Origin of the sequence: Aquabacterium sp. A7-Y (assembly GCF_026153205.1) — a bacterium.
GTDB lineage: Bacteria > Pseudomonadota > Gammaproteobacteria > Burkholderiales > Burkholderiaceae_C > Caldimonas.
In genome coordinates this window covers 48,441-74,810 of the sequence record NZ_JAPFBW010000008.1, presented here as the reverse complement: position 1 = coordinate 74,810, position 26,370 = coordinate 48,441, and the positions used below count along the sequence as shown (strand labels likewise).

The following is a 26,370-nucleotide window of genomic DNA, read 5'->3' as shown; positions in this document are numbered from 1 at the left end:
ACCGGCCAGAGCACACCTTGATGCCATTCAACTCTTCCCCCGGGGGATCTGATGTCGCCCCAGGACGAGATGTTGATGGCCTACTTTGGGAATCACAATGGAACCCATATCACTGGAGCTTGAACAGGCGCGCGTTGAGCTCGTCGCCCATATATCCCGCCACGCATTTCTCAAAAGATGCCGAAACGGCGAAGTCAGCCTGAGCGCCTTGAAATGTTTCCTGATCCAGCACGGCTATTACAGCCGCCACTTCACGCGCTACCTGTGCGCGTTGATGTCGAACCTGCGCAGTAACGACCAAGTCCTCTGCCTCGCAGAAAACCTGTTCGAGGAGTTGGGGTTCAGTGATGAAGGCTTGTCGCCGCACAGCGAGGTCTACAAGCGCATGCTCGCCCGCTTCGGCCTCGATCTGGACCGGGGGCCGCCGCCTTTGCCAGCAACGCTTAGCTTGATCGAAGTGATGGCCGAGCACTGCCGGGACCGCAACCCGGCCAGGGGCCTCGGCGCGCTGTGCCTGGGCGCGGAGGCGCTGGTGCCTTCGATGTATGCCGATATTCTTGCCGGCTTCGAGGCGCTGGGAGTGAAAGGAACAGAGACGGAGTTCTTCCGCATGCATGTCGAGTGCGATGACGGGCATGCAGAAACGATGCGTGCCATCATGGTACTGACCGCCGAAAACGAACCCTCTCAGCTGGCCGTGATGATCGCTGCAGGACGATCGCTGGTCCGGGCCCGAGGCGACTTCTTCTCTGCCATCCTCTCCGCCAGCTGCACCGACGAACTTGCAGTGAGAACTTTCGATCGGGGACCGTCATGAGCTCCGAAAGTACCCCTTCTACTTTCTCAATGGGCAAGGTGGACCTCGTCGAACTGGCGAACCAGCGGGCCAAGGATCACCTCAAAGTGCCCGACTTGTCGTTACGGGACAAGGTGGCCGCCGCTTGCCATATCTTGTTCCAGCATCGGCACGATTCGGGGCTCGCAGGGCAGATATCGGCGCGCGGCGAGCAAGCGGGAACCTATTGGACCCAGTGTCTCGGGCTGGGGTTCGACGAGACCGAAGCTGGCAACTTGTTGCTGGTCGACGCGGACCTCAACGTGTTGGAAGGAGACGGCATGGCCAATCCCGCCAACCGCTTCCACAGCTGGATCTACCAGGCACGACCCGACGTCAATTGCATCGTCCACACCCATCCTATGCACGTGTGCGCGCTTTCCATCATCGGACAGCCGCTGGTGGTGGCCCAGATGGACGCGTGCATGCTGTTCGACGACGTGGAGTTCCTCGCCGATTGGCCCGGGATACCGGTAGGCAACAACGAAGGCGAAATCATCAGCCGGGCACTCGGCGCGAAACGCGCCGCGATCCTGGCTCACCACGGTCTTGTCGTGGCGTGTTCCTCGGTGGAGGAGTCTTGCGTTGTGGCGTTGCAATGCGAACGGGCGGCACGCATGCAACTGCTCGCCTCTCATGCCGGCGAGGTCAGGCAGCTAGACCCGGCGCTTGCCAAGGAGGCCCATGACTGGACCCTGAACAAGCAGCGAACGGAAGCAGCGTTTCACTACTTTGCCAGACGCGCAGCTCGTGCCGCTCGCGCTGCTGATCGACCTGTCCGCCAGGGAGGGTCTGCAAGACCTTGCCGAGAGGACTTGCATGATGGGTGGGGGCCGCCAAGTATGCAGGCATGAAGCAGCTTGAACTCGGGATGAACTTGTCGACCAGGCAGACGCGCAAGCGGGAGTTCTTGGCGCAGATGGAGCACGGGGTGCCATGGGCGGTACGGGTTCAGGTTGTCTGCGAGTCCCGACAAAATTCCTCCAGAAGTCGGAGGAGGAAATGTCGCAAGAGTCCCAGCTCTCGGCCCAGGGGCGTGCAGGAAGAACTGCTGAGGTGGATGAATCCGTAGATGATTCCGGTTGGGCTTCCCAATGCGCGGGTCAGCGCCGCCCCTTCCCGAGCCCGGGACCTGTGCCTTGCTTACCCCCGACCTCCCGCTGAGCACGAATGCCATCGCCGGCTTCTTTGGGGGCGCCGCCGCTGCCGTGTCCCGGGTTTTCGTGGCGTGTGCGCAGCGTCATGACTTCGCGAAGGAACGACAACGCACACATGGAGTCGTTCTTCCACTCGATAAACGCACAGCTGCGCAAGCGGATAGGCACACCACCTTGAACCGCGACTCGGTCCCTGTAAGGATCATGTCCACGAACAACGATCAAGGACACGATGACCACGGAAAAGAAGCGGACACGGCGGGATCACGGCCTGGCGTTGTAGGCCCGGGCGCTTGCGGAGTGCGAGCAGCCCGGCACTTCGGTGGTCTGGTTCTGCGAGGAACCGGCGTGAGGCTGCCCGGGCTTCGGCAAAAGAAGTCGATCGACGGCCTTCACACGGTCGCACGTCGTCAGCCTGAGGGTCGGGATACTTCTGGGAGACAGCGATGGGACCTGGGGAGCTCGCCAAGAGCATGATCAGGAAGACCTTCCGTTCAGCCGGACTGGACGTGAGGCGCTACCGACCGGTGCGAACCGAGGGCGACGAGTTGAACGCCATGTTCCAGCATTTCGGCGTCGACCTGATCCTGGACGTCGGTGCCAATACGGGGCAGTACGCGCTGAAGGTCAGGCAAGGCGGCTACCGTGGCCGCATCGTTTCCTTCGAGCCCCTGGCCGAAGCGCATGCGCGGCTGAAGCTCAACGCCCGCGGGGACGAAGCCTGGCAGGTGCACGAACAGTGTGCGGTGGGCGAGGCGTCGGGCGAGGTGGATATCCATGTGGCCGGCAATTCGCAGAGCTCGTCCATCCTGCCGATGCTGGCCGCGCATGCCGATGCGGCCCCGCACTCCATGTATGTGAGCGCGCAGAAGACCGCTGTCATCCCCCTGGACGCGGTGTTCGAGGCCTACGCCAACGGCAGCCGGGCGGTGTTCCTGAAGATCGACACCCAGGGCTATGAATGGCCGGTGTTGCAGGGTGCGGCGCGCAGCCTGGAGCGTGTGGTCGGCGTGCAGCTGGAACTGAGCCTCGTGCCGCTGTACGAAGGGCAGCGCCTGTGGGAGTTTTTCGTCGAGGACTTGCAGCAGCGGGGGTTCCAGCTCTGGTCGCTGCTCCCCGGGTTCACGGACCCCCGTAACGGACGCACCTTGCAGGTGGACGGCGTGTTTTTCAGGCGCTCCGACGCCTGAGCCCAGCACCGGATCGAGGAGCCGCGGCTACACCGGTGGCAAACTGTGCGGTCCTGACGCGTACCATACGCCGTCTGAGTTCATCGTTATAGTGCCGGATCAATGATCGCAATGTGTGGGCAGCCCCGCTTGCCAAGGCGGTTCAGATGATGTTCGTGCTCATCGTGGTCCTGTCCCTCGTCTCCTGCTTCGTCGGGTTCGCCTTGGAAGTGGCCGAGGGGAACATCCGGCATCTCCGCAATGGCCGCCCCCCGAATGCGGGAGCGGCGATCCTTCCGAACATTCCGTTCGTGCCAATGATCTATGTTGCAGTCACGTGGGCACTCAACCTCGCGCGCGACGGTGGGGGATTCCTTGTTGTCGGTTCCTATGCAGTCATTAGCATCTGCGTCACGCTGAACGCTTACAAGCAAGCCAGCAGGGAATTGAAGGCGCTCCAGTCAGGCGCGGGCAATCCGGCGGCCTAAGCCTTCCATAAGCAGCAGTGGCTACATTGCTCGTTGCTCTACCTTATTCCCCAAGGCCACCGTATGCGCGTTGAACTTGTCTCTGAACCTCAGCATGAGTCGCTGATAGACCTGCTGTGCGAGTTGCACATGTACTACAACGAGGGTTCAGTCGTCTCTCGGGAGCTGGTGCGAGAACACCTCCTCGAGAACCTCCTGGGCGCCAAGTCGCCCCACAGCTTGCTCGTGGCCTCCAGAGACGACGGCACGGTGGTCGGCCTGGCCGCCATCACGCTGGTCTTTTCGCTGGTCGAACCTGCCGCGGACAAGCGCCGGCATTGCCAGCTGAAAGAGCTGTATGTGCGGTCGTCCGAGAGAAGCCAGGGGTTTGGCAGGGCGCTGATGTCGCGGGTGGCCCGGTACGCCTTGGAGAACTGTTGCCACCGTATCGACTGGCCGGTCAAGGCCTCCAACGCCAAGGGGATCTCCTTTTACGAAAGCCTGGGTGCCGAGCGGGTTGTCGAAAGGCTCAGCTACAGAATTTCTGAGCCAAGCATGAGCCAGCTCGCCAGTGAGAGCTGACGCCATCGTGACGCTGGTTGACGGCAGCACCGAGGACTCCGAGAACATCGAAGGGCTGTACGCTCGAGTCCGGTGGCCTGCGGGCAGGTGCCGTCGGCCCCGGGGCGGCGGCTTACCCGAGGCATCGAGCGGGCAGTCCTCGTCGATGCTGCATTCGCTTCAACTCGATGGAGCGAACATCCGCAACAGGTGATCGACGCAGACGCGCACATGGGGCAGCCGCTGCCGGTCCGGCAACAGGATCGCGCTGACCGGGATGTCGGCAGAGACGAATTGCGAAGGCAACACCGGCTGAAGATGCCCGGCCGCTGCTGCCACGCGCACTGGGAGGTGGGCGATACCGAGTCCCTCTGTCGCCATTTGCGCGATGACAGCCGTACTGCCTGAGCGCCACAGGGCGTCGGCAGTGGCGCTCCCGCCGTCACGAAAGCGCAGCCGGTTCAGGACCGGATGCTCGCAATTCGACAGCAGCCGGTGGTGCACCAGCTGGCTCGCCTCCTGCGGCTCACCGTGTTCGGCGAGATAGGCCGGGCTCGCATACAGTCCGGTGGCGATACGTCCTAGCGGGCGCGCGGCCATCGAGAGCGTTGCAGGATCGCCCGTCCGAATGGCAATGTCCACTCCTGCGCGCGCCAGGTCGACCACGTCGTCGTCAACCAGCAGATCCACCCCCAGTTGCGGGTGCTCACGCGCCAGGCTCGGTAGCGAAGGCACGATCCAGAAGTGCGCGATCACGCCGCTCATGCTCATGCGAGTGCGACCGCTGACAACGCCCGCGCGACGCGAAAAGTCCGCTTCGAGCTCGTTGCGCTGAGATCCCACCTGGCGGCAGAACGCGAGAAAGCTCTCACCGTCGTGCGTCAGCGACAAGCCGCGCCCTGAACGTCGCAACAGGCGCACTGCGCAGGCGCGCTCGATGCGGTCGATGGCGCGCGAGACCTGGCTGACCGGCACACCTCGTTCACGCGCCGCGGCGGACAGCGTACCCAGTGTTGCGGCACGCACGAAGAGAGCGATGTCGGCCAGCGAAAGGTCATCCATTCCGCGATCCTACCGGGCGCGCCAGCTCATCGCCCTTGCGCCAGGTGCAAGCGACCTTTGCACCTGGCGCGATTCCTCTCGGACGCCGAGCCGCCTAAAGTGACCCCAGGCCACCCATGCACTGGAGGAAAAACATGCCGCTGGCAAGACTGTCCGTCCCCGTCCATCTCGGCGATGAGCGCGTTCAAGGCCTTGCCGACGCGGTCCACCATGGGCTTGTGGACACCTGCCATGTCCCACTGGAGGACCGTTTCCAACTCATCATTCGCATGCCAGCCGGCTCGATGATTCTCGATCCGTACTTCGGCGGCGTGGTGCGTGGCGAAGAGGCCTGTGTCGTTGAGATCCTGCTGCTGCGAGGCCGCACCGAGAGCCAGAAACGGCAGCTCTACCGCGCGATTGCCGACAGGGCGATGACGGCAGGATTCCGCCCCGACGACGTTCTGATCTCCCTCACCGAGAACTCGGCCATCGATTGGTCGCTTGGTCGGGGCGAAGCTTTCGAGGGGCTGGGGGCTCAGCACATGGACTCTGGAGGCTCATAAGCGTCCCGTCTCGCCTGCTTTTACCCACATCCTGAAGACCCAAGCGAGTCGTCGAACGGGATATCGGCGAGTCGACCATTCCTCGCCAGAGGACGGTATTGCCTGGCGGCGGATGATGCTCGTACTCCGCGACGATTGCGCCGAAGCAGTGAGAACCGCAAGGGCTCCCCCGACATGGGGGGAGGCTGTCGTGCCGCTCCTTCAGTACCCTCGGCCGTTTTTGGAGAAGGACAACAAGGCCCTTCGAACCAGACACAGGGGGGCAGCGATGCGGTGGAAAAACATCAGCCGGGCCACTTGGGCGGCGGCGTTCGGCGCCGTTTGCATGACGGCGTGCGGCGGCGGAGGCGGCTCCGGGGACAATCGCGATCCTGGCCCCGTCAGGCAGGCCCGGGTCGAGGGACGCGCCCTGAGCGCCGCGGACGGCCTTCCGGTCGCGGGTGCCGCCGTGACGGTGGGCGGAAAGACGGTGCAGACCGACTCTGCAGGGCGTTTCGTGGCGGAGTCGCCTGTCGATGCCTCCGGCGTCGTGAAGGCGCGCCGCCAGGGATATGCCGACGCTGTCCTGCTGGCGCCCCTGCGCGCTGGAGAGAACGCGCCGGTCGATCTATGGCTGTCGCCGCTGGGCGCCAACGGGCAGGTGGGGCCCGCGGGCGGCACTGTCGTGGTGCCCGGAAGTCCGGCCCAGGTCACGCTGCCGGCCGCTGCCCTCGTGGATGGCGTCACTGGACAGGCCTTCACCGGCACGGCGGACGTGCTTGTCACGCCGATCCATCCCGGGCGCCGGCCCGCCGCCATGCCCGGGAGCTACCAGGCGCGCGCGGGCACCGGCAGCGTGACGATCGAGAGTTTCGGCGCCTTGCACGTCGAGTTGCGCGCTGCAGACAGCGGCCGCCCCCTGCAACTCGGCGCCGGCAAGACGGCAGTGATCCGCATCCCCCTCGCGTCACGCAGTCCGACGCCGCCCGCCACCCTGCCTCTGTACCACCTCGACGAGACGTCGGGGCTGTGGGTCGAGGAGGGCAGCGCGACTCTCGTGGGCCGCGGCGAGGAGGCCTACTACGAAGGCAGAGTGAGCCACTTCAGCTACTGGAATGCCGACCGCCCCACCGAAACCGTCTATGTCGAAGGCTGCGTGCGTTTGGAGGACGGCCGCGTTCCGGAGTCCGCGGTGGTGAGCTCCGAAGGCGTCGACTATTCGGGTCGGGCGGTTGCCCTTCCCGATGGCGAGGGCCGCTTCAGGGTGCCCGTCCGCAAGGGCGGGCAGGCAAGCCTGTCAGCCGACAGCAGCCTCCTGCGAGCGGGTCCGCTGGCCGTCGTGCCCAGCAACACCGACATCAGCCTGCCGGAATGCCTGGTGCTCCAGGAGGTCGCGCAGGCGCCAGTCATCGTTCGGCAGCCGACCGAGGTGAAGGTCACCGCCGGGGAGAGGGCTTTGCTGTCCGTCCTGGTTGAGGGCCGCGACCTGCGCTACGAATGGCGGCGCAATGGAACGCTACTGCCCGGCGAGACGGCGCCGGTGCTGCTGCAGCCCAATGTCCAAGCTTCCGACTCCGGCGCGCAGTACAGCGTGGCGGTGAGCAACGCATACGGCCGGGTGACGAGCACGCCGATCCTGCTCACCGTCGATGCCACGCCGCCGCCGCCGCCGCCGGCGGCTCGCGCGGACCTGATGCGGCTGGTCTACGCCAGCTTCGACACCTGGTTCCTGGCCTTTGCGCCGGCCCAACTCACCGACATGGAGATGACGATGCTGCTGCCGCCCGCAACGGTGTGCCGCAGCGGCAAGGTGCTGCAGGCGGTGTTCGACGGGCGGGACGTGGGCGGGGGCGAACCGATTGCCGCCGATGTGCAACATCGCATCGATGCGAGCTTCGAGAGTTGCGACGTCACCGAGGGCCTGTTCCTGGACGGGCGCGCGATGGCCGAGTTCCGTTACACCCGCGCACCGGGCAGCGTTGCCGTCACCGGCTCCACCGCCATGACGCAGCTGTCCCTCGCTTCGCAGGCCGTGCAGGGTGAGGGCCGCTTCGGGTACGTCGCCCGCATCGACACGAGCACAGGCGTTGCCACCGAGGTGGCCATGACGCCGGCTTCCGGCGCTGTTCTGACGAGCCGCAAGTCGGGCCTGAGCGCCGTGTATGCCGGCGGCGGGACGAACTTGACCGTGACCTCGACCAGCATGATTTATCACGCGAAGGACCTCGCCTTCGATGTACAGGGTCGCCGATATGTGGCGACAGGCGAGCTACGCCACGGCGCGGAAATGGGGGGCGCGCTGCTGTTGACCAGCGAGGGCAAGCAGATCGGCAGGCTGATCGTCTCCGGCGGCGTGGTGGCCATCGAGATCGATGGCCAGGTTCAGCCGCTCTGAGCGGCGTCGCCCTTGAGGAAGGCCGCGGCTGGCGACTGCCGCCGCCTCTGCCGTTTTCCCTTTGCTGCGGTGGAGCGGGAAGTCCTCGCGACCTCGCGTCAGCAGGCGAACAGTGGAAGTTTTTGAAGGGTCCCCGTTGCAACCGTCGAACGGCGCTCACATCACCGGCGACGCGAAGGGCGTCCGATCATTCCCGTGGATCGGTCGGATCATTCGTCGAATGACAGAGCATGCAAAAGACTGGTGAGTAGGCGTTCAGTGCACTACCTTCGATCGGCGATCAACGCGCCGGCGCATCGGCCGCGCAACTTCGAAGGGAGCCAACATGAACATAAACGTCGAGTCCGAGGCCGTGGAGGTGACGTTCGCACCGCGGCCTAGCGGGAGAACGGTCGCCGCCCCACGGGCTGGCCGCTTGCCCTTGCTGCCGCTGCTTCTGTCCGCCATCGCCTTGTGCGCGGCCAGTCCCGGCGCGGGTGCGCAGCGGTATGTCCTCACTGTCCTGCGTCCCTTGAGCGGAAGTCCGCACAGCGCCGCACAAAGCCTCAACCATGCCGGCCAGGTCGTCGGCTGGAGCTACGCCGGCGGGGGGCAGGCCGGCCGCGCCACCTTGTGGAACGGCCCGGTTCCGATCGAGCTGAGAACGCCGGACGGCGGCGTCGGCGCGGCCGAGGACATCAACGATGCCGGTCAGGTGGTCGGCTGGACGTCGGGCGAGGGCGGCATCGCCTCTCGCGCCGCGCGGTGGAATGGCCCTGTCTCGACCGACCTGGGCACCTTGGGCGGGACACTCGCCGCGGCGTCTGGCATCAACAATGCCGGCCTCGTCGTGGGCTGGAGCTTCATGGCCGGAGACGTGGCGAGCCACGCCACCTTATGGCGCGGCCCCCTCCCGACGGACCTGGGTACGCTCGGCGGGACACACAGCGCCGCCGCAGCCGTCAACGAGGCTGGCCAAGTCGCCGGCTGGAGCTTGCTCACTGGAGACACGGCCTATCACGCCACGCTTTGGCGCGGCTCGGCGCCCACCGACCTGGGCACGCTGGGCGGGCCTCGGAGCCAGGCTTTCGGGATCAACAACGCGGGGCACGTCGTCGGGGAGAGCGACACGCGCGAAGGCGAGAGCCACGCCACCTTGTGGAAAGGCGCCACGGCGGTTGACCTGGGCACGCTCGGCGGGACCCTGAGCCGGGCGGTCAGCATCAACAACACCGGGCAAATCGTGGGGTGGAGCACCGACCCGGCTCAGGTGACACGCGCTGCCTTGTGGCGGGGCACCGTCGCCAGTGACTTGAACAGCTATCTCGCTCCTGCCGATCGCGCCGTCTGGCTGCTTACCTCCGCCAGCGACATCGACGACCGGGGGCGGATCGTCGGCGCAGCCTTCAACAGGGCGATCCGCAAGACCTATGGGTATGTGCTTTCAGCGGCCCCCTGACGGCTGATCCTCACGCACTGATCGCGCATGCACCGGCAGTTTCATGGCCTTACACATATCAGGACCCTGAACCCTAAACCGACGAGCCAAACCTCGGATAAGCGGATGGCAAGCGGACGCACTGCGCTCGGTCCGGGGGCTGGGGCGCAGCTTTGCGTCGACTTCCTCCGACAACAAAAACGTCAGTCAATGGCGTCGGGCCCGACCGCGGCCAGGGCGCACAGGGGAAATGAAGATGACAGCCATCGTCGCGGGTCAGGGTCTCGGTTTGTTCAACACCTCGCTGGGCCTGTTGGGCGCCGGTGGGCAGCTGGGGCAGGCACCGGGCGGCCGCTCCGGGGAGCGCGTGTACGTCAACGCCGGCAGCGGCAATCTGATCGTGCTGCAGCAGGACGAGTGGCTGGTGGGCGTTGGCCCGGATGTCGCGCTGCTGAGGAGCTACAACAGCCAGGCGACGACCGACCACGACAACGGCGACAACTGGCGGCTGGGGCTGAGCCGTCGCATCAGTGGCTACAACGCGACGGACAATACCGTCAGGCGCATCGGAGAAGACGGCAGCGAGACCGTCTACCACTGGGACGCCACGCGCAACTCGTATGTCAGCCGGGACGGCGGCGGGGCCTACGACACCCTCGCCTGGAACGGCTCGGCCTGGACCTGGACCGACGGCGACAGCCAGCTCAAGGAACTGTACGAAGTCACGGACGCCGCCAGCCGCGCTGCCCGGCTGAAGAGTGTCACCGATCTCGACGGCAAGAGCCTCACGGTGGGCTACAACGGCAGCGGCCTGGTCAGCCAGGTCAAGACGGCCAGCGGCGAGACCGTCTACATCGACTACGACGGCACGGCTGGCAAGACCAGCAACATCACCCAGATCCGCACGGTGAGCAGCGCCGGCACGCAGACGCGGGTGCGCTACGGGTACGACACGGCGAACCGGCTGAGCAGCGTGACGGTGGACCTGAGCCCGCAGGACAACGCGGTCAGCGATGCCGACACCTACGTCACCACCTACACCTACGTCGATGCCACCTCCCGGCGGCTCGACACCCTCAAGCAGAGCGACGGCAGCCTGCTCGACTTCGACTACGACGCCAACGGCCGGATCAAGACCGTCAAGGAACGCGTCGGCGGCCAGGTCCTGAGCACCAGCTTCGACTACTCCGTTGCCAACACCACCCGGATTACCGACGCGCTCGGCCAGCGCACGACACTGGTCTACGAGAGCGGCACCGGCCGGCTCCTCAGCATCACCGGCCCCGCGGTCGGCACCACCACCGCCAGCCCCGGCTACAGCTACGACGGCGGTGGCAACGTCCTGACCACCAGCGACGGGCAAGGCCAGGTCACGCACTACAAGTACGACAACAACGGCAACCGCATCTATGAGCGCGACGCGGCCGGCCAGGTCGTCGAGCGCCTGTATGGCAGCCGCAACGAACTGCTGAAGGAAACCCGCTACCGCCGGGTGGACCCCGACGGCGACGGCGCCGAGCTGCCGGCGGAGCCGATGATCAGCCGCTACGTCTACGACAGCAAGCTGCACCTGCGTTTTGTCGTCAACGCCGACGGCCGTGTCACGGAACACCAGTACAACAGCATCGGCCAGCGTGTGACCACGCTGCAGCACGGTGGCGGTCTCTACAGCGGCAGCGCCAACGACCTCGCCACCCTGCAGAGCTGGGCCAGCGGCCAGAACAAGGCGCTCGGCCAGCGCACCGACTACGCCTACGACGTGCGGGGCCAGCTCAGCCGCATGACCCAGTACAGCCAGCTCGACGTGGCTGGTGCCGGCCTGCTCAACGGCGAGGAGAGCGTCACCCAGTACGTCTACGACCCCGCCGGCAACCTGCTGCAGAACATCGAAGCGCGTGGCGACGAGCTCGCCAACCGCGATACCGACTGGGCCCTGGCGCGGCGCCGCGAGCTGGGTTATGTGGACGGCAACGGCGAGGCCTTGCGCGCCACCGGCAGCGACGCGACCCGGCTGCTGAGCGCCGCCCAGAAGACCGAGCTGCAGCAGCGCCATGTCACGAGCTATCAGTACGACGGCCTGAACCGCCTGGTACGGCAGACCAACCCGCTGGGGCAGAACACGCTCACGGTCTACAACGATGCGCTGCGTCAGACCAGCGTCACGCTGGCCAACGGGCTGGTCCAGGTCAGCGCCTTTGACGAAGCGGGGCGGCTGCTCAAGACCGAGCAGCGTGATCCTTCGCTGGCCACGCCCTTGCTCGGCGCCACCACTTACCAGTACGACAAGCTCGGCCGGCTGGTCAAGGTGAGCGACGCCACGGGCGCCACCCGATACACGCTCTACGATGCCGCGAGCCGCAAGATCGGCGAGGTCGACGGTGAAGGCGCACTGACTGAATATTTCTACGACCGCAACAACCGCCTCACCGGCACCAGGCGCTACGCCAACCCCTTGTCGCCGGCCGTGCTGAAGGCGCTGGCCGCCGACCCCAGCGGGGCCGCCTTGCCCGCGAACCAGATCGACGCCCCCCTGAGCGGCTGGAACCCCGACAGCGACGGCTCGGCCACCGGGTTCTCTTTCGGCGAGAACGACCCCGCGTGGACGCTCGAAGGGGAAAACACCCTGTGGCTGCGCCAGAACGGTACCGCCGCGGTGTCCGCCTACCTGCGCTCGTCCTCGCTGTTGGTCAGCGCTGGCAAGCGCTACGAGGTGTCCGCGTATACCGGTGCCCAGCGTGCGGCCGTCTCGCTCGAGGTGGTCTTCTACGATGTCCAGGGCCAGCCGATCGGCTCGGCCGTCGTGCCCAGCGGCGGCAGCACCATCAACAACGCCGAGAAGGCCGGCGGGCAGCAGTTCTCCAGCTACAAGCGCCTGTGGGGTTTCGTCACCGCTCCCGCCAATGCCACCAGCGCTCGGGTGGTGGTGCGCAAGGCGCCGACCCTGGCCGGCCAAACCGACTCCCTCCTGGTCCTCGCCAAGCCCCACGTCAGCGAAGTGGCGGCTGCAACGACTACCGCCACCGGCCTCAACATCCGCCCGCCGGCCACCTTGCAGGACATCCTGCACTTCCAGATCTACGACCAGGCCGGCCGACTCGCCCGCACGCTGCAAAGCAGCGGCAACAGCGCCGCCGTGGTCGACCATGTCTACGACGGCGCCCAACGGCTGGTCGAGACCACCCGGTGGGCCACCCGCCTGCGGTCCGAGGTCTTCAGCTCGTTCAGCGCGAAGGCCCGCGGCGGGGTCCTGGACCTTCAGCTGGAGGAGCTCGGCTCGACGGTGGTCGAAGACCATCCCGACGACCGGCGCACGCGCCAGCTCTACAGCGATGCCGGCCTGCTGCTTGGCACCCTGGATGGCGACGGATACCTCACGGAGCACAGCTACGATGCCGCTGGACGCCTGGTCCTCACCCGCCGCTGGGCCCAGCCGAGCCCGAGTGAGTACCGGACCAGCGGCAGCCTCGCCCAGCTGCGCCCGAGCGCCGACCCCGCCAACGACACGCTCAGCGCCTACTTCTACAACGCCCGCGGCCAGCTCACCACCCGCTTCGACGCAGAGAGCCACGACCCTGCGCAGGGTGCGCACCTCGGCGTGCTCACCACCTACCGGTACGACGGGGCCGGCAACAAGACCGGCGAGATCCGCCACGCCCGGCGCGTCAGCTACAAGGAGACCGCGCCTTCCGCCGTACCCGCGGCCCCTGCCGAGGACCCGAGCGACCAGCTCACCGCCTTCAACTACGACGAGCAGCAGCGGCTGGTGCGGGAGGCGACGCGCGACCGCGGCCAGCCCCAGGCCCTGGTCACCGAGCTGCAGTACGACATCATGGGCCAGGTGGTGCAGACCACCCGCGGCGTCGGCTTGACCATCGCGCGCACCCGCCAGAGCCGCTACGACAAGCAAGGCCGCCTGGTGGCCGAGCTGTCCGGCGAGGGTCACAAGGCGCTCGCCGCGCTCCCCGCCGGTGCCACCGAGGCCCAGATCGAGGCCATCTGGCAAAAATGGGGTACCCGCCACAGCTACGACGCCGCCGGCCGGCGCATCGCCACTGTCACCCCCAACGCCGGCGGCAGCGGCGACAAGACCGTCTTCTACTACGACGCCGAAAGCCGCCTCACGCACAGCATCAACGCGCTGGGCGAGGTCACGCAGTACAGCTACGACAGCTTTGGCCAGCAGGTCCGCGAAACCCGCTACGGCGCGCGCCTGGCCACCACGGCCATCGGTGCGGGCGGCCTGAGGAGCGCGGTCCAGTCGGCTGTCGCCGCCTTGCAGGGCGCCCATGACACCGAACGGCGCGTCTACGACCGCCAAGGCTTGCTCACCGCGTGGTACGACGCCCAGAACCGCCTGCTCGGCAGCCAGAGCTACAACGCCTTCGGCGAGCTCACCTTCCGCCTCGATTACCTGCGCGACGGCGAGCAGTCGGTGCAGCAGAGCACCCTGTACCGCTACAACCGGCGTGGCCTGCTGGAGCGTCGCATCGAGGGCGAGTTCGGGGGGGATCAGGACCGCAGCACGCAAACGCTTTACGACGCCTTCGGCCGCGTCTGGCAGCACACCGACGCGCGCGGCGGTGTGACCACCACCCGCTATGACCGTCTCGGCCGCCAGATCAGCGTCACGGGCGCACTTGGCGCGACCCGCAGCACCAGCTACGACGCATTTTCCCGCGTTGTCTCCAGCACCGACGGGCTGCAGCGCTCCGCCACCACCAGCTACGACCCGGCCACCCGCAAGATGACCCTGCTGACGCTGGAGGGCATCCGGCAGGTCACCGAGCGCAACGCCTTCGGCGAGGTGGTCAGCATCAGCGACGGGCGCACGCGCACCGAATACGACTACGACCGCGACGGCCGCCTCACGGCCACCCGCGTCGAAGTCGAGGCCACCGGCGCGCTGGCGACGCGCACCATCACCAGCTACGATCTTGCCGGCCGCGTCTTCGAGACGCAGGACGGGCGGGGCACCATCACCCGCACCAGCTATGACGCCGCCGGGCGTGTGCTCACCCGGGTGGTGGACCCCAACACGCTCAAGCTCACCACCACCTACCGCTACGACGCCAAGGGCCAGGCGGTGTGGATGAAGGACGCCAGCGGCGTCTGGACCCAGACCGAATACGACCTCAACGGCCACGTCACGGCCATCACCGTCGATCCGAAGCAAGGCCCCGACTGGAAGACCGGCAACCCGCCGGACAACCCTCAGGGCCTGGCCCTGCGCACGGAATATTCAGTCGACCTCGGCGGCCGGGTGCAGCGGGTCACCGAAGGTGCCGGCTCGGCCCAGCCCCGGGTCACCGAGTACGTTTACGACAGCTTCGGCCGCCGTGTCGAGGAGATCGCGGCCCCCGACAGCCTCGCGCTGCGAACCACCTACACCTACGACGCCAACGACAACGTCAGCGCCAGGACCGACGCGCGGGGACAGGTCACCCGCTACGTTCACGACGCGGAAAACCGGCTGCAGTGGACAGTGGACGCCACCGGTGCGGTGCGGCGCCACGAATACGACGCCGAGGGCCGCCTCAGCCGCAGCACCGCCTATGCCGACCGCATCCCGGCCGCCTCATTGACCGGGCTCGGTCTGGCGACGACCCGGGACGATCTGACCGCGGCACTGGCGGCCGCGAATGCCAACTACGCCAGCCACAGCGGCAACCAGGTCGAGATCCGCATCTATGACCGCGATGGTCGCCTCACGCACAGCATCGACCCGCTGGGCTACCTCACGCGTCGCGAGTACGACACGAGCAACAACCTCACCAAGCAGACGCGCTACAAGAAGGCGCTGCAGGGCGGCCTCGCGCCCGTGGCGAACCCTGCCGGCGTGTCGGCCGAGTTGGTCAGCTTCGCGGCGCCGGCCGTCATCGCCTCCGGCGCGCCGGTGCCGGTCGGCCCCTACATCGTGCAGGACGCCGACGACCAGACGGAGCAGACCTTCTACGACGCGGCCAACCGCGCCATCTTCAGTGTCGACGCCCTGAACGGTGTCACCCAGCGCCGCTACGACGGCAACGGCAACGTGACCGAGACACGGCGCTATGCCCAGGCGATGACCGGCACCAAGGTGGTCAACGGACTGTTGACCGTGACCGTCGCCGCCGACAACGCCAGAGACCAGGTGCGCCGCAGCGTCTACGACCGTGGCAACCGGGAGATCTTCACGATCGACCCCGAGAACGGCGTCATCCAGCGCGAGTACGACGCGCTGGGCCGGGTCAAGACAACGACCCGCTACGCGCGGCGACTGGAAGGTGCTTTCGCCGCGGAGCAGGCGCCGGAGGTGCTGGACCCCGGCGCGACCCCCAGCGCCACCAGCAAGAGCTGGGTGTTCCGCGCCGCCGCCGCGGACGTCGAACGCGACGCACGCAGCGTCAACGTGTATGACAGGGCCGGGCGCCTGACCGAGGTGCACGATGCCGAAGAGGGCATCACCCTCCGCAAGTATGACGAGACGGGCCGCCTCAAGGAGCTGAAGGAAGGCTTGGGCACGAGCGCGGAGCGCAGCACCGGCTACGGCTACGACGCGGCCGGCCGCCTGGAGAGCGAAACACGCGGCGGCGACGGCGCCGCGGCGGTGGTGACCCGCTACGTGCTCGACAGGATGGGCAACCGCGAGCGCATCATCAGTCCGCTCGGCGTGGAGCTGGCCGAGACCGACAGCGCCTGGGCCAAAAGCGTCCGCGCGGGCCTGGCCGGCTATGGGGCCCGGCGGGCGGCCGAGCTCAGTGCGGACGAGAAGGCCGCCTTGCACCAGCTGTACAGCACCACCCAGGAGTTCGACGCGGCCGGCCGCGTCACCCGGGTGATCGATGCCCAGGGCGGCGCGACCCGCACCGAGTACGACGCCTTCGGCAACGCCGTCAAGATCACCGACCCGAACGGTAACGTCGGCTACTTCTACTTCGACCGCCGCAATCAGGGCATCCTGCACGTCAACCCCGACGGCGCCGTCGTCGAGACCACTTACACCGCCTTCGGCACGGTCGACACGATCACCCGCTACTTCAACCGGGTGGACGTGGCCGGCGACAAGTCGGTCCACGTCCTGAGCGAGACGCGCCCGCCGGCAATCGTCAGCGCGCCGCCGACCGAAGGCGTGTACGTGCTGCGGCGCCCGCAGCTGGACCAAACCACTCGCATCGGGCACGACAAGCTCAACCGCCAGACCACCATCACCGACGCGGCCGGCTATGTCGAGAAGACGGAGTACGACACGCTGGGCAACAAGTGGCGCTATACCAACAAGGTGGGCGGCGTCTTCACCTACACCCACGACCGCAACGGCCGGGTCAAGACCGAGACCGCGCCGGAGCAGGCCGTCCGGCTCGACGCCGCCGGCAACCCCGTGTTGGGTGGCGATGGCAAGCCCCAGATGGCGGACGTGGTCACGACCCACGAGTACGACGCGCGCGGCAACCTGCGGCGCAAGATCGAAGCGACCGGGCTGTACGAGCAGCGCATCACCGAGTTCGAGTACGACCGGCTGGATCGCCAGGTCAAGCAGATCGGCCAGGAGACGCCGGTCTACGACGGGGCGTCGCGGCAGGAGGCAAGGGTCAGGCCGACGATCGCGACCCGCTACGACGTGCACGGCAACATCGTCGAGACGGTGGACGCCCGAGGTGGCCGCACGCTGTACTACCACGACACGCTGGGGCGGCAGACCGCGCGTGTGGATGCGGCCGGCGTGCTGACGACCTTCAGCTACGACAAGGCCGGCAACAAGATCGCCCAGAAGACCCATGCGAAGGCGGTGCAGCTGTCCGGCGGTGCGACCCTGAGCCCGGCGGCCCAGCCCCAGATTCTGACCACGGCGCCTGCGGCGGGGGCCGCGGTCGTCTACGTACTGGCCGACGCTGCCAACGACCGCGAGGTCTTCTACAGCTACGACAAGGTGGGGCGGCCAACCGGCAGCCGTATCCCCAACATGAGCTATGGGCAGTACGAGCCACCCGTCGAGGCGCAGCGGAAGGAGGGGAAGTACAGGTCTTACATCGGGGAGCTGCTGACCCAGACCGTCTACGACACGGCGGGCAATGCAGTGAAGCAGATCGACGGCAACGGCAATGTCACCCGGCTCTACTACGACCGGGCCGGGCGCAAAGTGGCCCAGCTCGACGCCGCGCTTTACCTTGTGAAATGGGACTACGACGGGCAGGGCAACGTGTCGAAGGAGACGCGCTACGCCAACGCCCTCCAAGGCTTGACGGTGGGCGACCAGACAGCGCTGCAGGAGCTGACCCGGGCGGCCTATCTGAAGCCCAGCGCCGAGGACCGCATCACGGTCTATGCGTATGACAAGCTGAACCGGGTGCGCAGCGAAACGCGCAAGGGTGTCGAGACCGCCACCTTCGACGGGGCCGGCAAGCCGGTGCCGGCCAAGGCCGACGCGGTCACCTCCTACGAGTACGACGGCCTGAACAACATCACGCGCAAGACCGATGCGACGCGGGCCGTGACCGACTGGAAATTCGACAAGCTCGGGCGGCAGGTCAAGGAGGAAAAGCCGCAGTTCACCGACTTCGAGGGAGCGCTGGTGCGGCCCACCACCGAGCGCGAGTACGACGCCCTGGGCAATGTGCGGCGCGAGATCCGCCGCGGCAAGGACGGGAACACCGAGGCCGACGACCGCATCACGCGCTACAGCTACGACCGCAACGGCTGGATGATCAGCCAGACCGACGCGGCGAACGCCGTCACGGAGTACCGTCACGACGCGGCGGGCAACGTGGCGCGCAAGATCCTGAAAGACCGCATCAACGCGGACGGCGTCAAGGTCAACGACACGACCTACTACGTCTACGATGCGCTCAACCGCGAGATCAAGAACACCGACGAGGCGACCGGCACTTACAGGGAGACCCGCTACAACAGCTTCGGCGAGTTGACGGGCCGGCGCACCAACGGTGGCGGGGCCAACGGCCGGTGGCACGAGTTCGCCGAGTTCGATCGGGCCGGCCGGGCCTGGAAGACCAGCGCTTCGGACGGCATCGTCAAGTTGCACGGGCACGACAGGGCGGGCAACGCGGTGCTGACCTTGTCGGGCCATTCGGACCTGTCGAACACCAGCCTGAAGGACGCCACGGCGCGCACCGACACCGACCAGACCTACTACATCTACGACGCGCGCAACCAGGTCAGCTCGACCTACCAGGTCGCGATGGGCGGCAAACGCCAGACGGTGCGCATCGATGCCAACACCGTCGGGCAGTCGGTGTTCGTCGGCGGCCAGGGATCGCTGCAGGTGGGGCCCAAGGGGACGCCCGACATCGCCACGCCGGTGGTGGGAAGCGATGTGAAGATCAGCAGGGGCGATCTCATTCATGTCGATCAGTGGACCAACTTCAAGAGTTTCGATCGCCCTAACCCCCCTCCGATATACATCTTCAATGCGAAAGGGACCATCTCCATTCCGGATACGCAGTACCTGGGTCCGGGTGACGTCACGATTGAAGTGGTGGGCTGGGTCGTCGATAGCCGCGGCAAGTGGAGGGAGGTGAACCCTATCCCCGTGAAAAACACGAGCTGGGGGGCCGTTAACAGAGGGCCGGTGGGTCCGCAGAACGTGCCTGCATCAGGCGGCACGCGGGTGTTCGAGATGCTCCTCGGCAGAGACGAAGCGGCGATCGACTACGTCTCCTACCGCGTCAACAAGAACCTCGACACTGGCCGCAAGCCACTCGCCGAAGTCAGGGTGCCGACGGACAGCTGGCGGCACATCGAGTACTTCGAAAACGAATCGGTGACCACGTACAACTGGCAGAAGACCGGCGGATGGGTGCTGCCGAAAGTGATGCGCTTCACCGGCCAGCCGTCGGAGGCCGACAAGCTGCTGATCTTCACCCGCCCGAACGCCACGCTGCCCTGGTCGGGACCTCGCACGGTGTGGAAAGACGCCGATGGCAGCTATACCATCGATTGGCCCTCCGTCGGCGGGAACAACTTCGAGTTCCTCTACCTGGCGATGACCCCCGACAACAAGGTGGTGAATCGCCAGACATGGCAGGCCACTCACCTGACCGACGGTATAGGGCCCTTTGTCGATCGGTTGAGCACAGGCGTCGAGGGAAGGGGCGGACCGGGCATCGCATTCGCGACCAGCGACAAGCTGATGCACGTCGTCGGCCAGGACGAGAGAGCGCGCAATCTCGTGGTGCGCTATCGCGTCAAGGGAAGCAACGATGCCTGGGTGCAGCTGACGGCTGACAAGGTGCAACAGCCCTTGGGGGCCGGGACGCCGGGCTGGTTCGCGTTCCCCTGGGATGTCATGGCAGCCGGGCAGAAGTACGAGTTTGACCTGCGTGCTGTCGATGCGAATGGCACCGTCCTCAAGCGCTCGCGTCTGTTCGGCGGGCTTGACGGGGCGGGCACCCCCTGGGTCACTCCAGCATTGACCGCGTACGAGGACCTGCGCGACATGGTTCGCTTCACGCCCAGTGCGCAGACGCGTCTGGTCCGGGTCCGCTACCGCGCCGCGGGCAGCGCAGCTTATTCAGACTGGCAAGAGATCCGGGAGCCGGATCACCTGGGTCGCTGGGCATGGGACGCCGGCTTCCTCGCGCCCTATTCCGGCCAAACCTACAGCTACGACCTCATCGTCGAGGCCTACAGCGACGAAGCGGGCACGCTGCTCAACAACCGCACCGCGGCGACCGTGTCGCTCGGCGCCGACCAGCGCGTCACCGCTGCGCAGGAGGAAGAGCTGCGGGCCCTGCTGCGCATCTCGCTGCCTTCGGACCAGAAATCGGCGGTGCGCCTCGTGATGGGATACCGCGAGCAGATCGCCGACAGCCCGTACCAAGAGCTTCCCGCCCAGGCCGTGGCAGGCGAATTCAGGGTCAGCCTGGCCAGCATTCCGCGGCCCACCAGCGGGAAGAAGGCCTACGAGTGCTACTACGACGCCTTTGACGCCAACAACAACAACCTGGGGCGCACCTTCGGCACCTTCACCCTGGAGCCGGCGAACCAGAGCGCCGAGCGCCTGGACTGGATCATCGAGGGACCGGACGAACCGTCGACGGACCAGATCCAGCGGCACTACGGATACAACGCCTTCGGTGAGGCGAGCCGGGAGCAAGACGGCCGCGGCAACGTCACCGACTTCGCCTACAACACCGCGGGCCGGCTGACGGTGCAGCTGGCGCCGCTGACCACGGTCGTGCACGCCAACGGCTTCCGGGAACGCATGCGCCCGACCACCCGCAACCACTACGATCTGGCCGGCCGGCTCATCGGCGTGGCCGACGCCAACCAGAATACCCAATCGCAAACCTGGCTGGCCGGCGGGGAAGGCCAGCAACTGACGGCCGAGCGGCACGCCTATGGCAGCAAGCGCTACGGCTATGACGTGTTCGGCGAGCGGCGTTACAGCCTCAACGAACTGGCCATCGACGCCAACGACTACACCGGCCGCACCGACTACCTCTACGACAGGATGGGCCGCCTCATCGAGATGCGCAGCCCCGAACGCAAGGCCGGCTCGTACGGCAACGCCGGCGGCACGGCGGTCCGGGCCATCGAGGCTTACAGCTACGACGCGGCGGGCCAGCGCATCACCCACACCAATGCCCTGGGCAAGACGGAGAAGACGTATTACGACAGCCTGGGCCGGGTGACCAAGGCGGCGAGCTTCGCGGGCGCCTTGACGCGCTACGACTACAGGTATCTCAGCAACATCGTCGGCAACGCCGGTGCCCAGGTCGGGGGCTGGGAAAAGACGACGACCAACGCGGTCAACCGCAAGATCATCGAACGCAGTGACCTGTTCGGCCGGCTGGCCTGGAAGCAGGACTTCGGCAACCACAGCTTCACCTACCGCTACAACGGCCTGGGCTCGGTGACGAGCCAGACTGGCAGCACCGGCCAGAACATCGCGTTCAGCTACTACGCCAACGGCTACATCGAGAGCATCTGGGACAAGGCCACCGGCGCCTACACCCGCTACGAGTACGACAAGGCGGGCAACCGGACGCTGGAGCGCTACTTCTACCTGCGCGACCCGGCCGACCCGACCGGCCCCGTGCTGGAGAACTACCAGGGCGCCAGGATCGAATACGACGAGTTGAACCGCGTCGTCAAGATCACCGATCCCCAGGCGACCATCACCTACGACTACGATGCGGCGGGCAACCGTCGGCACGTCAACAGCTACTACCACGACGGCCACCATGGCGACCGGCGCGTGCAGGACTTCTGGTACACCTACGACGCGCTGAACCGCTTCAACGTCACGATGGGCACCCTGGTCGGTCCTGCGGCCACCTCCAAGACCGACACCGCCGCGCGCATCGAGCTGGGCCGCGAGGGTGTAGGGATCACCTACAACGGCGCGAGCCAGCGCACCTCGGCGAGGAACGCCGTCAACGGGAGCCTGGAGGAGTACTTCTACACGGCCGACGGCTACCTCGCCGACACCCATGTCACCGAAAGCGGCAAGCCCCGGCGCCTGGGTGCCAGCCGCGCGGTGGACCTGGCGGGACGGGTCACGGGCTACAAGGAATGGGGCCCGGACAACAAGGAGTACAGCCGCATCACGGAGTTCACCGACGACCACCGCGTGAAGTACCAGTCGGACACGCAGGGGACCACCCGGTACTTCTATTACGGCGACAACACCGACACCACCGACAGCACGAGCAACATCGACAACGCCGGCGCGGTCTCCCGTGCCAGCGCGGACGGTGCAGGCGAGCTGGCGAGGACGGAGCATGTCGGCTCCGGCGACAAGCCCACCACCGTCAACACCTATTACGCCTACGAGTACTGGGACGAGGCCAAGCAGTTCGCGATCACCAACCAGGCTTACAACCCGACGCTCAAGGGCCGCAACAGTGCCTGGGGCAAAGGCTACGCGAGCATCGAGTACGACGTGAACGGCCACGTCAAGGCGGCGATCGACGTCCAGCAGGATCGTCGCTTCAAGCACGTGACCGACGCGCAGGGCCTGATCCTGCGTCGTGACGAGGTCGTGCAAGGCGGCTTCAACAACCGCCGCCACCGCTACTACTACGTCAACGGCGTGCGCGTGGGGGATGTCGGCAACGACGGCCCGAGCTGGACCAACTACGTGCAGGCCCTGGCGGACCGCGGCAAGGCCAAGCCCGACTACAAGCGCTGGAGGCCCATCCTCAGCGCCGACTTCGACCAGAACTACCAACCGATCGGCGCCGACTACCCGAAGAACGTGCCGATCAGCTACACGGTGAAGACGGGCGACACGCTACAGACGATCGCCGCGGCGGTGTGGGGCGACCGGGCCATGTGGTACCTGATCGCCGACGCCAACGGCCTCACCGGCACCGAGACGCTGGTCGAAGGGCAACGGCTGACCATCCCGCCCAAGGTCGCCAACATCCACAACAACAGCGGCACCTTCCGTGTCTACGACCCGAACGAGGCGATGGGCGATATGCACCCGACGCTGCCGGCTGCGCCGAAGCCGCCCGGAGGGGGGTGTGGCGCGCTGGGCATCATCGTGATGATCGTCGTGGCGGTGGTGGCAACGGTCTTGACCGCCGGTGCGTTGACGCCTGGAGTCACGACCGGCCTTCAAGCGCTGTGGACCGCGGGCACGACCACGTTGGGGGCTGGCCTGTCCGCAACCGCCGTGGCGGCAGGAGCAGTCGGATCTGCCGCCAGCCAGTTGGCCGGCATGGCGATGGGCAATGTCGAGAGCTTCTCCTGGTCGGGTGTCGCGATGGGCGCCATCGGAGCGGGTGTGGGTGCAGCGATGGGGCCGAGCACGATGCTGGGCAGCGTTGGCGGCTGGCAGGGGGCGGCCTTGCGCAGCGCAGCCGGTAACGCCATGACGCAAGGCATTGCCGTCGCCACCGATCTGCAGAAGAAGTTCGACTGGAAGGGGGTCGCCGCGGCGGCGGTGGGCGGTGCCGTCAGCTACGGTGTCAACAAGTTCATCGGCGGGGAACAGGTGGCGGCGGCACAGTCCAGGGGCTTGTCACCGGAGGCGGCCCAGGCCTGGGTCGCGAACGATACCGTGGGCGGCATTGTCCGGTCGTCCATCAGCGGAACGATCGGGGGCGGTGTTCGCGGGTTGTTGCAGGGGCAGAGGGCGAACTGGGCGGCAGTGGCCGTGGAGAGCTTTGGACAGGCGTTGGGGGATGGCCTTGTTGCCGAGCTTGTGAGTGGGGAAAGCGTATCAACTCTCTACGCCGATAGGGACATCGCGCGTAGCGAACTACGGGTAGGCGCACCGTACCAGATGGACTTACCAGTGTTCGCAGGCTTTGTGGGAGCGTTTGGCGATGGTGTAACACTGCCGGTGGACCGCAGCAATGACATGCAGGTTGCACGCTACCTGGGCGAGCATGAGAAAGCAGCAATCCTAGAAAGCTATGAAAAGTTTCTTGCCTCCCGTCCGCGCAGCACGGGCTTCAATCCGGAAGGCAAGACCATGTCCGAAATCATCCGAAGCAACTTGGCTTTGGATCGTCAGGAGGTGGATGACGACCTGGTCGTAGGCAGGGCTTTGACGATGCTCAGTCAAGCCGCTCAAGCCAATGTGAGCAAAACTTTCCAAGATGCCTTGTCGCTTTCTGGGGCCATATCGCAAACAGGCAACTTCGGTTCGTACCAAGAGTACATGGGAGCCAAAGATTTCTTGAATGGGCTTGCCAAAGACCTCGGGGGCACCTTTGAAGAAGGTGGGAGGACCTACAACTACTTCGGCAATCGCAATGGTGATTGGGCTGATGAATCCTTGCTCAGTGGTAACCTGAAAAACCCGACCTTCAAGGCTTTTTACGACACGTTTATCTTCCCGCCCAGTACCTTGGCAGGCAGGCTCGGTGACAGCGCGATTGGCTTGACTACCACTGCTCTCACGCTGGGGTTGGGGATGCGTGGAGCTGCGGCGACGCCTCGTATAAACGCCAGAACGATCAGAAGCATGCAGTTGGAGCGGCCAGATGCAATGCTGGCAGAAAGTGAATTGCATACAAATAGGCCATCCGGTTTTAATGAACTCGTGCGGATGGGTGCAAATGACGGGCCTCCTGTGCCTGCGGCGGGGGGCACTACCCCGACGGCCCGGGTTGATGTAAGTGATAGATTTGTTAAAGTGCCTCTTAAAGATGGGGAATTTCGTTTCGAATATGGAGATCCAACGACCCATGGTCTGCATGCCAGAATTAGTAAAAATGGAACACTGTCATTCGACATCCGAGCCAAGCGGGATCTCGGTGCTACACACGGGTCAGGCACAGACATGGCTGCAAGTTTGATGAAGCGGCTGAACGACGAGGGACTCGAGGTCAAGCAGTTTGACGCCCTGTGGATGAAGGGATCGAAGGAAGTCAGCACCAATTATTGGTACTATGAGCGCATGCGCTACAAGATTGGAGAGCTTCCTGCTGCGAGAGGCACTTGGACAGGCCGATTCTTAGCAAACTACGGATTTGATATCGTTACGCCGCCAACCGTTGTGAATGCGCCGATAAAGACGTATCTGCCCCGTTTTGTGAAGGTCACACCGTGATGAAAGATTTAGTTGCCGGAGTGCCTGCCTCAAGGCTATTTAGAGAATTGATGCGGGAGGATCGGTCGATTGATGCTCGGGAATTAGGGGACATTCTTGCAGATGAGTTTCCTGACATAAGTCCGGCTGCTTCAGTGGCTATTTGGAAATGGATGAACCCCAGTAGGGGCTACGAATTTCCAGACGAGCAAATCGACGCGTTGATTTCCCACTATCTGAAAGAGGCTGGATACACCACTTGATCGGCGGTCCATTGCCCGATCTGCTTTTGGTCCTTGGCATCGGGTGCCCGGCTTGGTGTCCTGTCCGCGTGTCCACCTCACCCAAACCGGCCACCCCATCGATGAGCAACTGCAAGCGCAGGAGACGCGCGATCGGTTCAACCAGATCGTTCAACTGTTCAGCGATACCAAGCCGTACTCCATGCGTGGTGGCGTGCAGTTGGCTGCCAATGACAAGCTGAGGCTGGGGGGCGCGACAACATCGGACATTCTGGAAGATTCGGAAGGCACCCAGAAGTGGATTGAGGATCGCCGACGCGAACGTGACTCAGACGTAGCGCGTCAGCTCGCGGCACGACGTGCGGCATAGGCTGAGCAAGAGAACGCGGCTAGACATCATCATGGTTGCTCGCTGAGCGGCTGGCCTGTCCTGCCGCATGTGGCTCGGCAATCCACGATACGGGAGGCAAACCCCTCGCCGCTCGGCGAGCAACCATGTTGTCTAGGCCTGATCGCTCCAGCGGCCGAAAGGGGGATCACCACGCTAGAACTTCGCCAGCGTGCCTGCCCCCGTGATTGGGGAAAAGACACACCGGGACCTGTCAAACCGCCGGCTTGGTCTGCCCGGCGCCCTGCGCGCGCAGGCGCTCCTCCTGCTCCCGCAGCTCCGGCGTGAGGGCGTCGCCGAAGTCCTCCGGGGCGAAGACCTGGCGGATCTCGATCTCGGACTCGCCTTCCATCGGATTGGGGCAGCGCTTGACCCAGGCGATCGCCTCCTGCAGCGAGGCGCACTTCCAGATCCAGAAGCCGGCGATCAGCTCCTTGGTTTCGGCGAACGGCCCGTCGATGACGGTCCTGTCCTGGCCCGAGAAGCGCACGCGGGCGCCCTTGGAGCTCGGGTGCAGGCCCTCGCCGGCCTCCAGCACGCCGGCCTTCGCCAGCTCCTCGTTGAAGCGGCCCATCTCGGTGAGCAGCTGCTCGCTGGGCATCACGCCCGCTTCGCTGTTGCGGTCGGCCTTGATCAGCACCATGAATCGCATGTCGGTCTCCTTGCGTG

13 protein-coding genes and 1 pseudogene are annotated in these 26,370 nt (G+C 65.8%); 12 read left to right on the top strand and 2 right to left on the bottom strand.

Features of this window, described 5'->3' with window-relative positions; all coding sequences use genetic code 11:
* Positions 1-97: 97 nt before the first annotated feature.
* From OOT46_RS08940 to OOT46_RS08915, 6 genes and pseudogenes are all read left to right on the top strand, one after another.
* Positions 98-817: a TenA family transcriptional regulator gene (locus OOT46_RS08940; protein WP_265403254.1), complete on the top strand. Its 720-nt coding sequence runs from the start codon at positions 98-100 to the stop codon at positions 815-817.
* On the top strand, positions 814-1,689 hold the full coding sequence (locus tag OOT46_RS08935) for an aldolase (RefSeq protein ID WP_416136169.1): 876 nt from the start codon (positions 814-816) through the stop codon (positions 1,687-1,689). Before OOT46_RS08940 ends, OOT46_RS08935 begins: the two co-directional genes overlap by 4 nt.
* A pseudogene (locus tag OOT46_RS08930) lies at positions 1,686-1,796 on the top strand (IS5/IS1182 family transposase); the annotation flags it as partial. The gene OOT46_RS08935 and the pseudogene OOT46_RS08930, both read left to right, overlap by 4 nt.
* Positions 1,797-2,438: 642 nt before the next feature.
* The gene (locus OOT46_RS08925) at positions 2,439-3,182 is read left to right on the top strand and encodes an FkbM family methyltransferase (RefSeq protein ID WP_265403252.1); all 744 of its coding nucleotides are present in this window, start codon (positions 2,439-2,441) and stop codon (positions 3,180-3,182) included.
* A 146-nt stretch (positions 3,183-3,328) separates the two neighbouring features.
* The gene (locus OOT46_RS08920) at positions 3,329-3,649 is read left to right on the top strand and encodes a hypothetical protein (RefSeq protein WP_265403251.1); all 321 of its coding nucleotides are present in this window, start codon (positions 3,329-3,331) and stop codon (positions 3,647-3,649) included.
* A 129-nt stretch (positions 3,650-3,778) separates the two neighbouring features.
* Positions 3,779-4,210, top strand: coding sequence for a GNAT family N-acetyltransferase (locus OOT46_RS08915; RefSeq protein WP_265403250.1), 432 nt, complete (start codon positions 3,779-3,781; stop codon positions 4,208-4,210).
* A gap of 159 nt (positions 4,211-4,369) precedes the next feature.
* On the opposite strand, the gene OOT46_RS08910 is transcribed toward OOT46_RS08915, so the two are convergent.
* Positions 4,370-5,251 carry a LysR family transcriptional regulator gene (locus OOT46_RS08910; RefSeq protein WP_265403249.1) on the bottom strand — a complete coding sequence of 294 codons (882 nt, stop codon included), beginning with the start codon at positions 5,249-5,251 and terminating at the stop codon, positions 4,370-4,372.
* A gap of 134 nt (positions 5,252-5,385) precedes the next feature.
* Between OOT46_RS08910 and OOT46_RS08905 the strand changes: the two genes are divergently transcribed.
* The 6 genes from OOT46_RS08905 (at position 5,386) to OOT46_RS08880 (ending at position 25,683) form a co-directional block, all read left to right on the top strand.
* Complete coding sequence (locus OOT46_RS08905; protein ID WP_265403248.1) at positions 5,386-5,796, top strand: tautomerase family protein; 411 nt, start codon at positions 5,386-5,388, stop codon at positions 5,794-5,796.
* 469 nt (positions 5,797-6,265) lie between these two features.
* A complete protein-coding gene (locus tag OOT46_RS08900; protein ID WP_265403247.1) occupies positions 6,266-8,170 on the top strand; it encodes an immunoglobulin domain-containing protein in 1,905 nt (634 codons plus the stop codon).
* A 325-nt stretch (positions 8,171-8,495) separates the two neighbouring features.
* Entirely contained in the window at positions 8,496-9,608 is a 1,113-nt protein-coding gene (locus OOT46_RS08895) for a hypothetical protein (RefSeq protein ID WP_265403246.1), read from the top strand.
* Between the two features lie 235 nt (positions 9,609-9,843).
* Positions 9,844-25,092 carry a LysM peptidoglycan-binding domain-containing protein gene (locus tag OOT46_RS08890; protein WP_265403245.1) on the top strand — a complete coding sequence of 5,083 codons (15,249 nt, stop codon included), beginning with the start codon at positions 9,844-9,846 and terminating at the stop codon, positions 25,090-25,092.
* Positions 25,092-25,334 (top strand): hypothetical protein, encoded by a 243-nt coding sequence (locus OOT46_RS08885; RefSeq protein ID WP_265403244.1) that lies wholly within the window; start codon positions 25,092-25,094, stop codon positions 25,332-25,334. Before OOT46_RS08890 ends, OOT46_RS08885 begins: the two co-directional genes overlap by 1 nt.
* Before the next feature lie 52 nt (positions 25,335-25,386).
* Complete coding sequence (locus OOT46_RS08880) at positions 25,387-25,683, top strand: hypothetical protein (RefSeq protein ID WP_265403243.1); 297 nt, start codon at positions 25,387-25,389, stop codon at positions 25,681-25,683.
* A 232-nt stretch (positions 25,684-25,915) separates the two neighbouring features.
* Here the strand turns inward: OOT46_RS08880 and OOT46_RS08875 are convergent, their stop codons facing one another.
* The gene (locus tag OOT46_RS08875) at positions 25,916-26,353 is read right to left on the bottom strand and encodes a YciI family protein (protein WP_265403242.1); all 438 of its coding nucleotides are present in this window, start codon (positions 26,351-26,353) and stop codon (positions 25,916-25,918) included.
* Positions 26,354-26,370 lie beyond the last annotated feature (17 nt).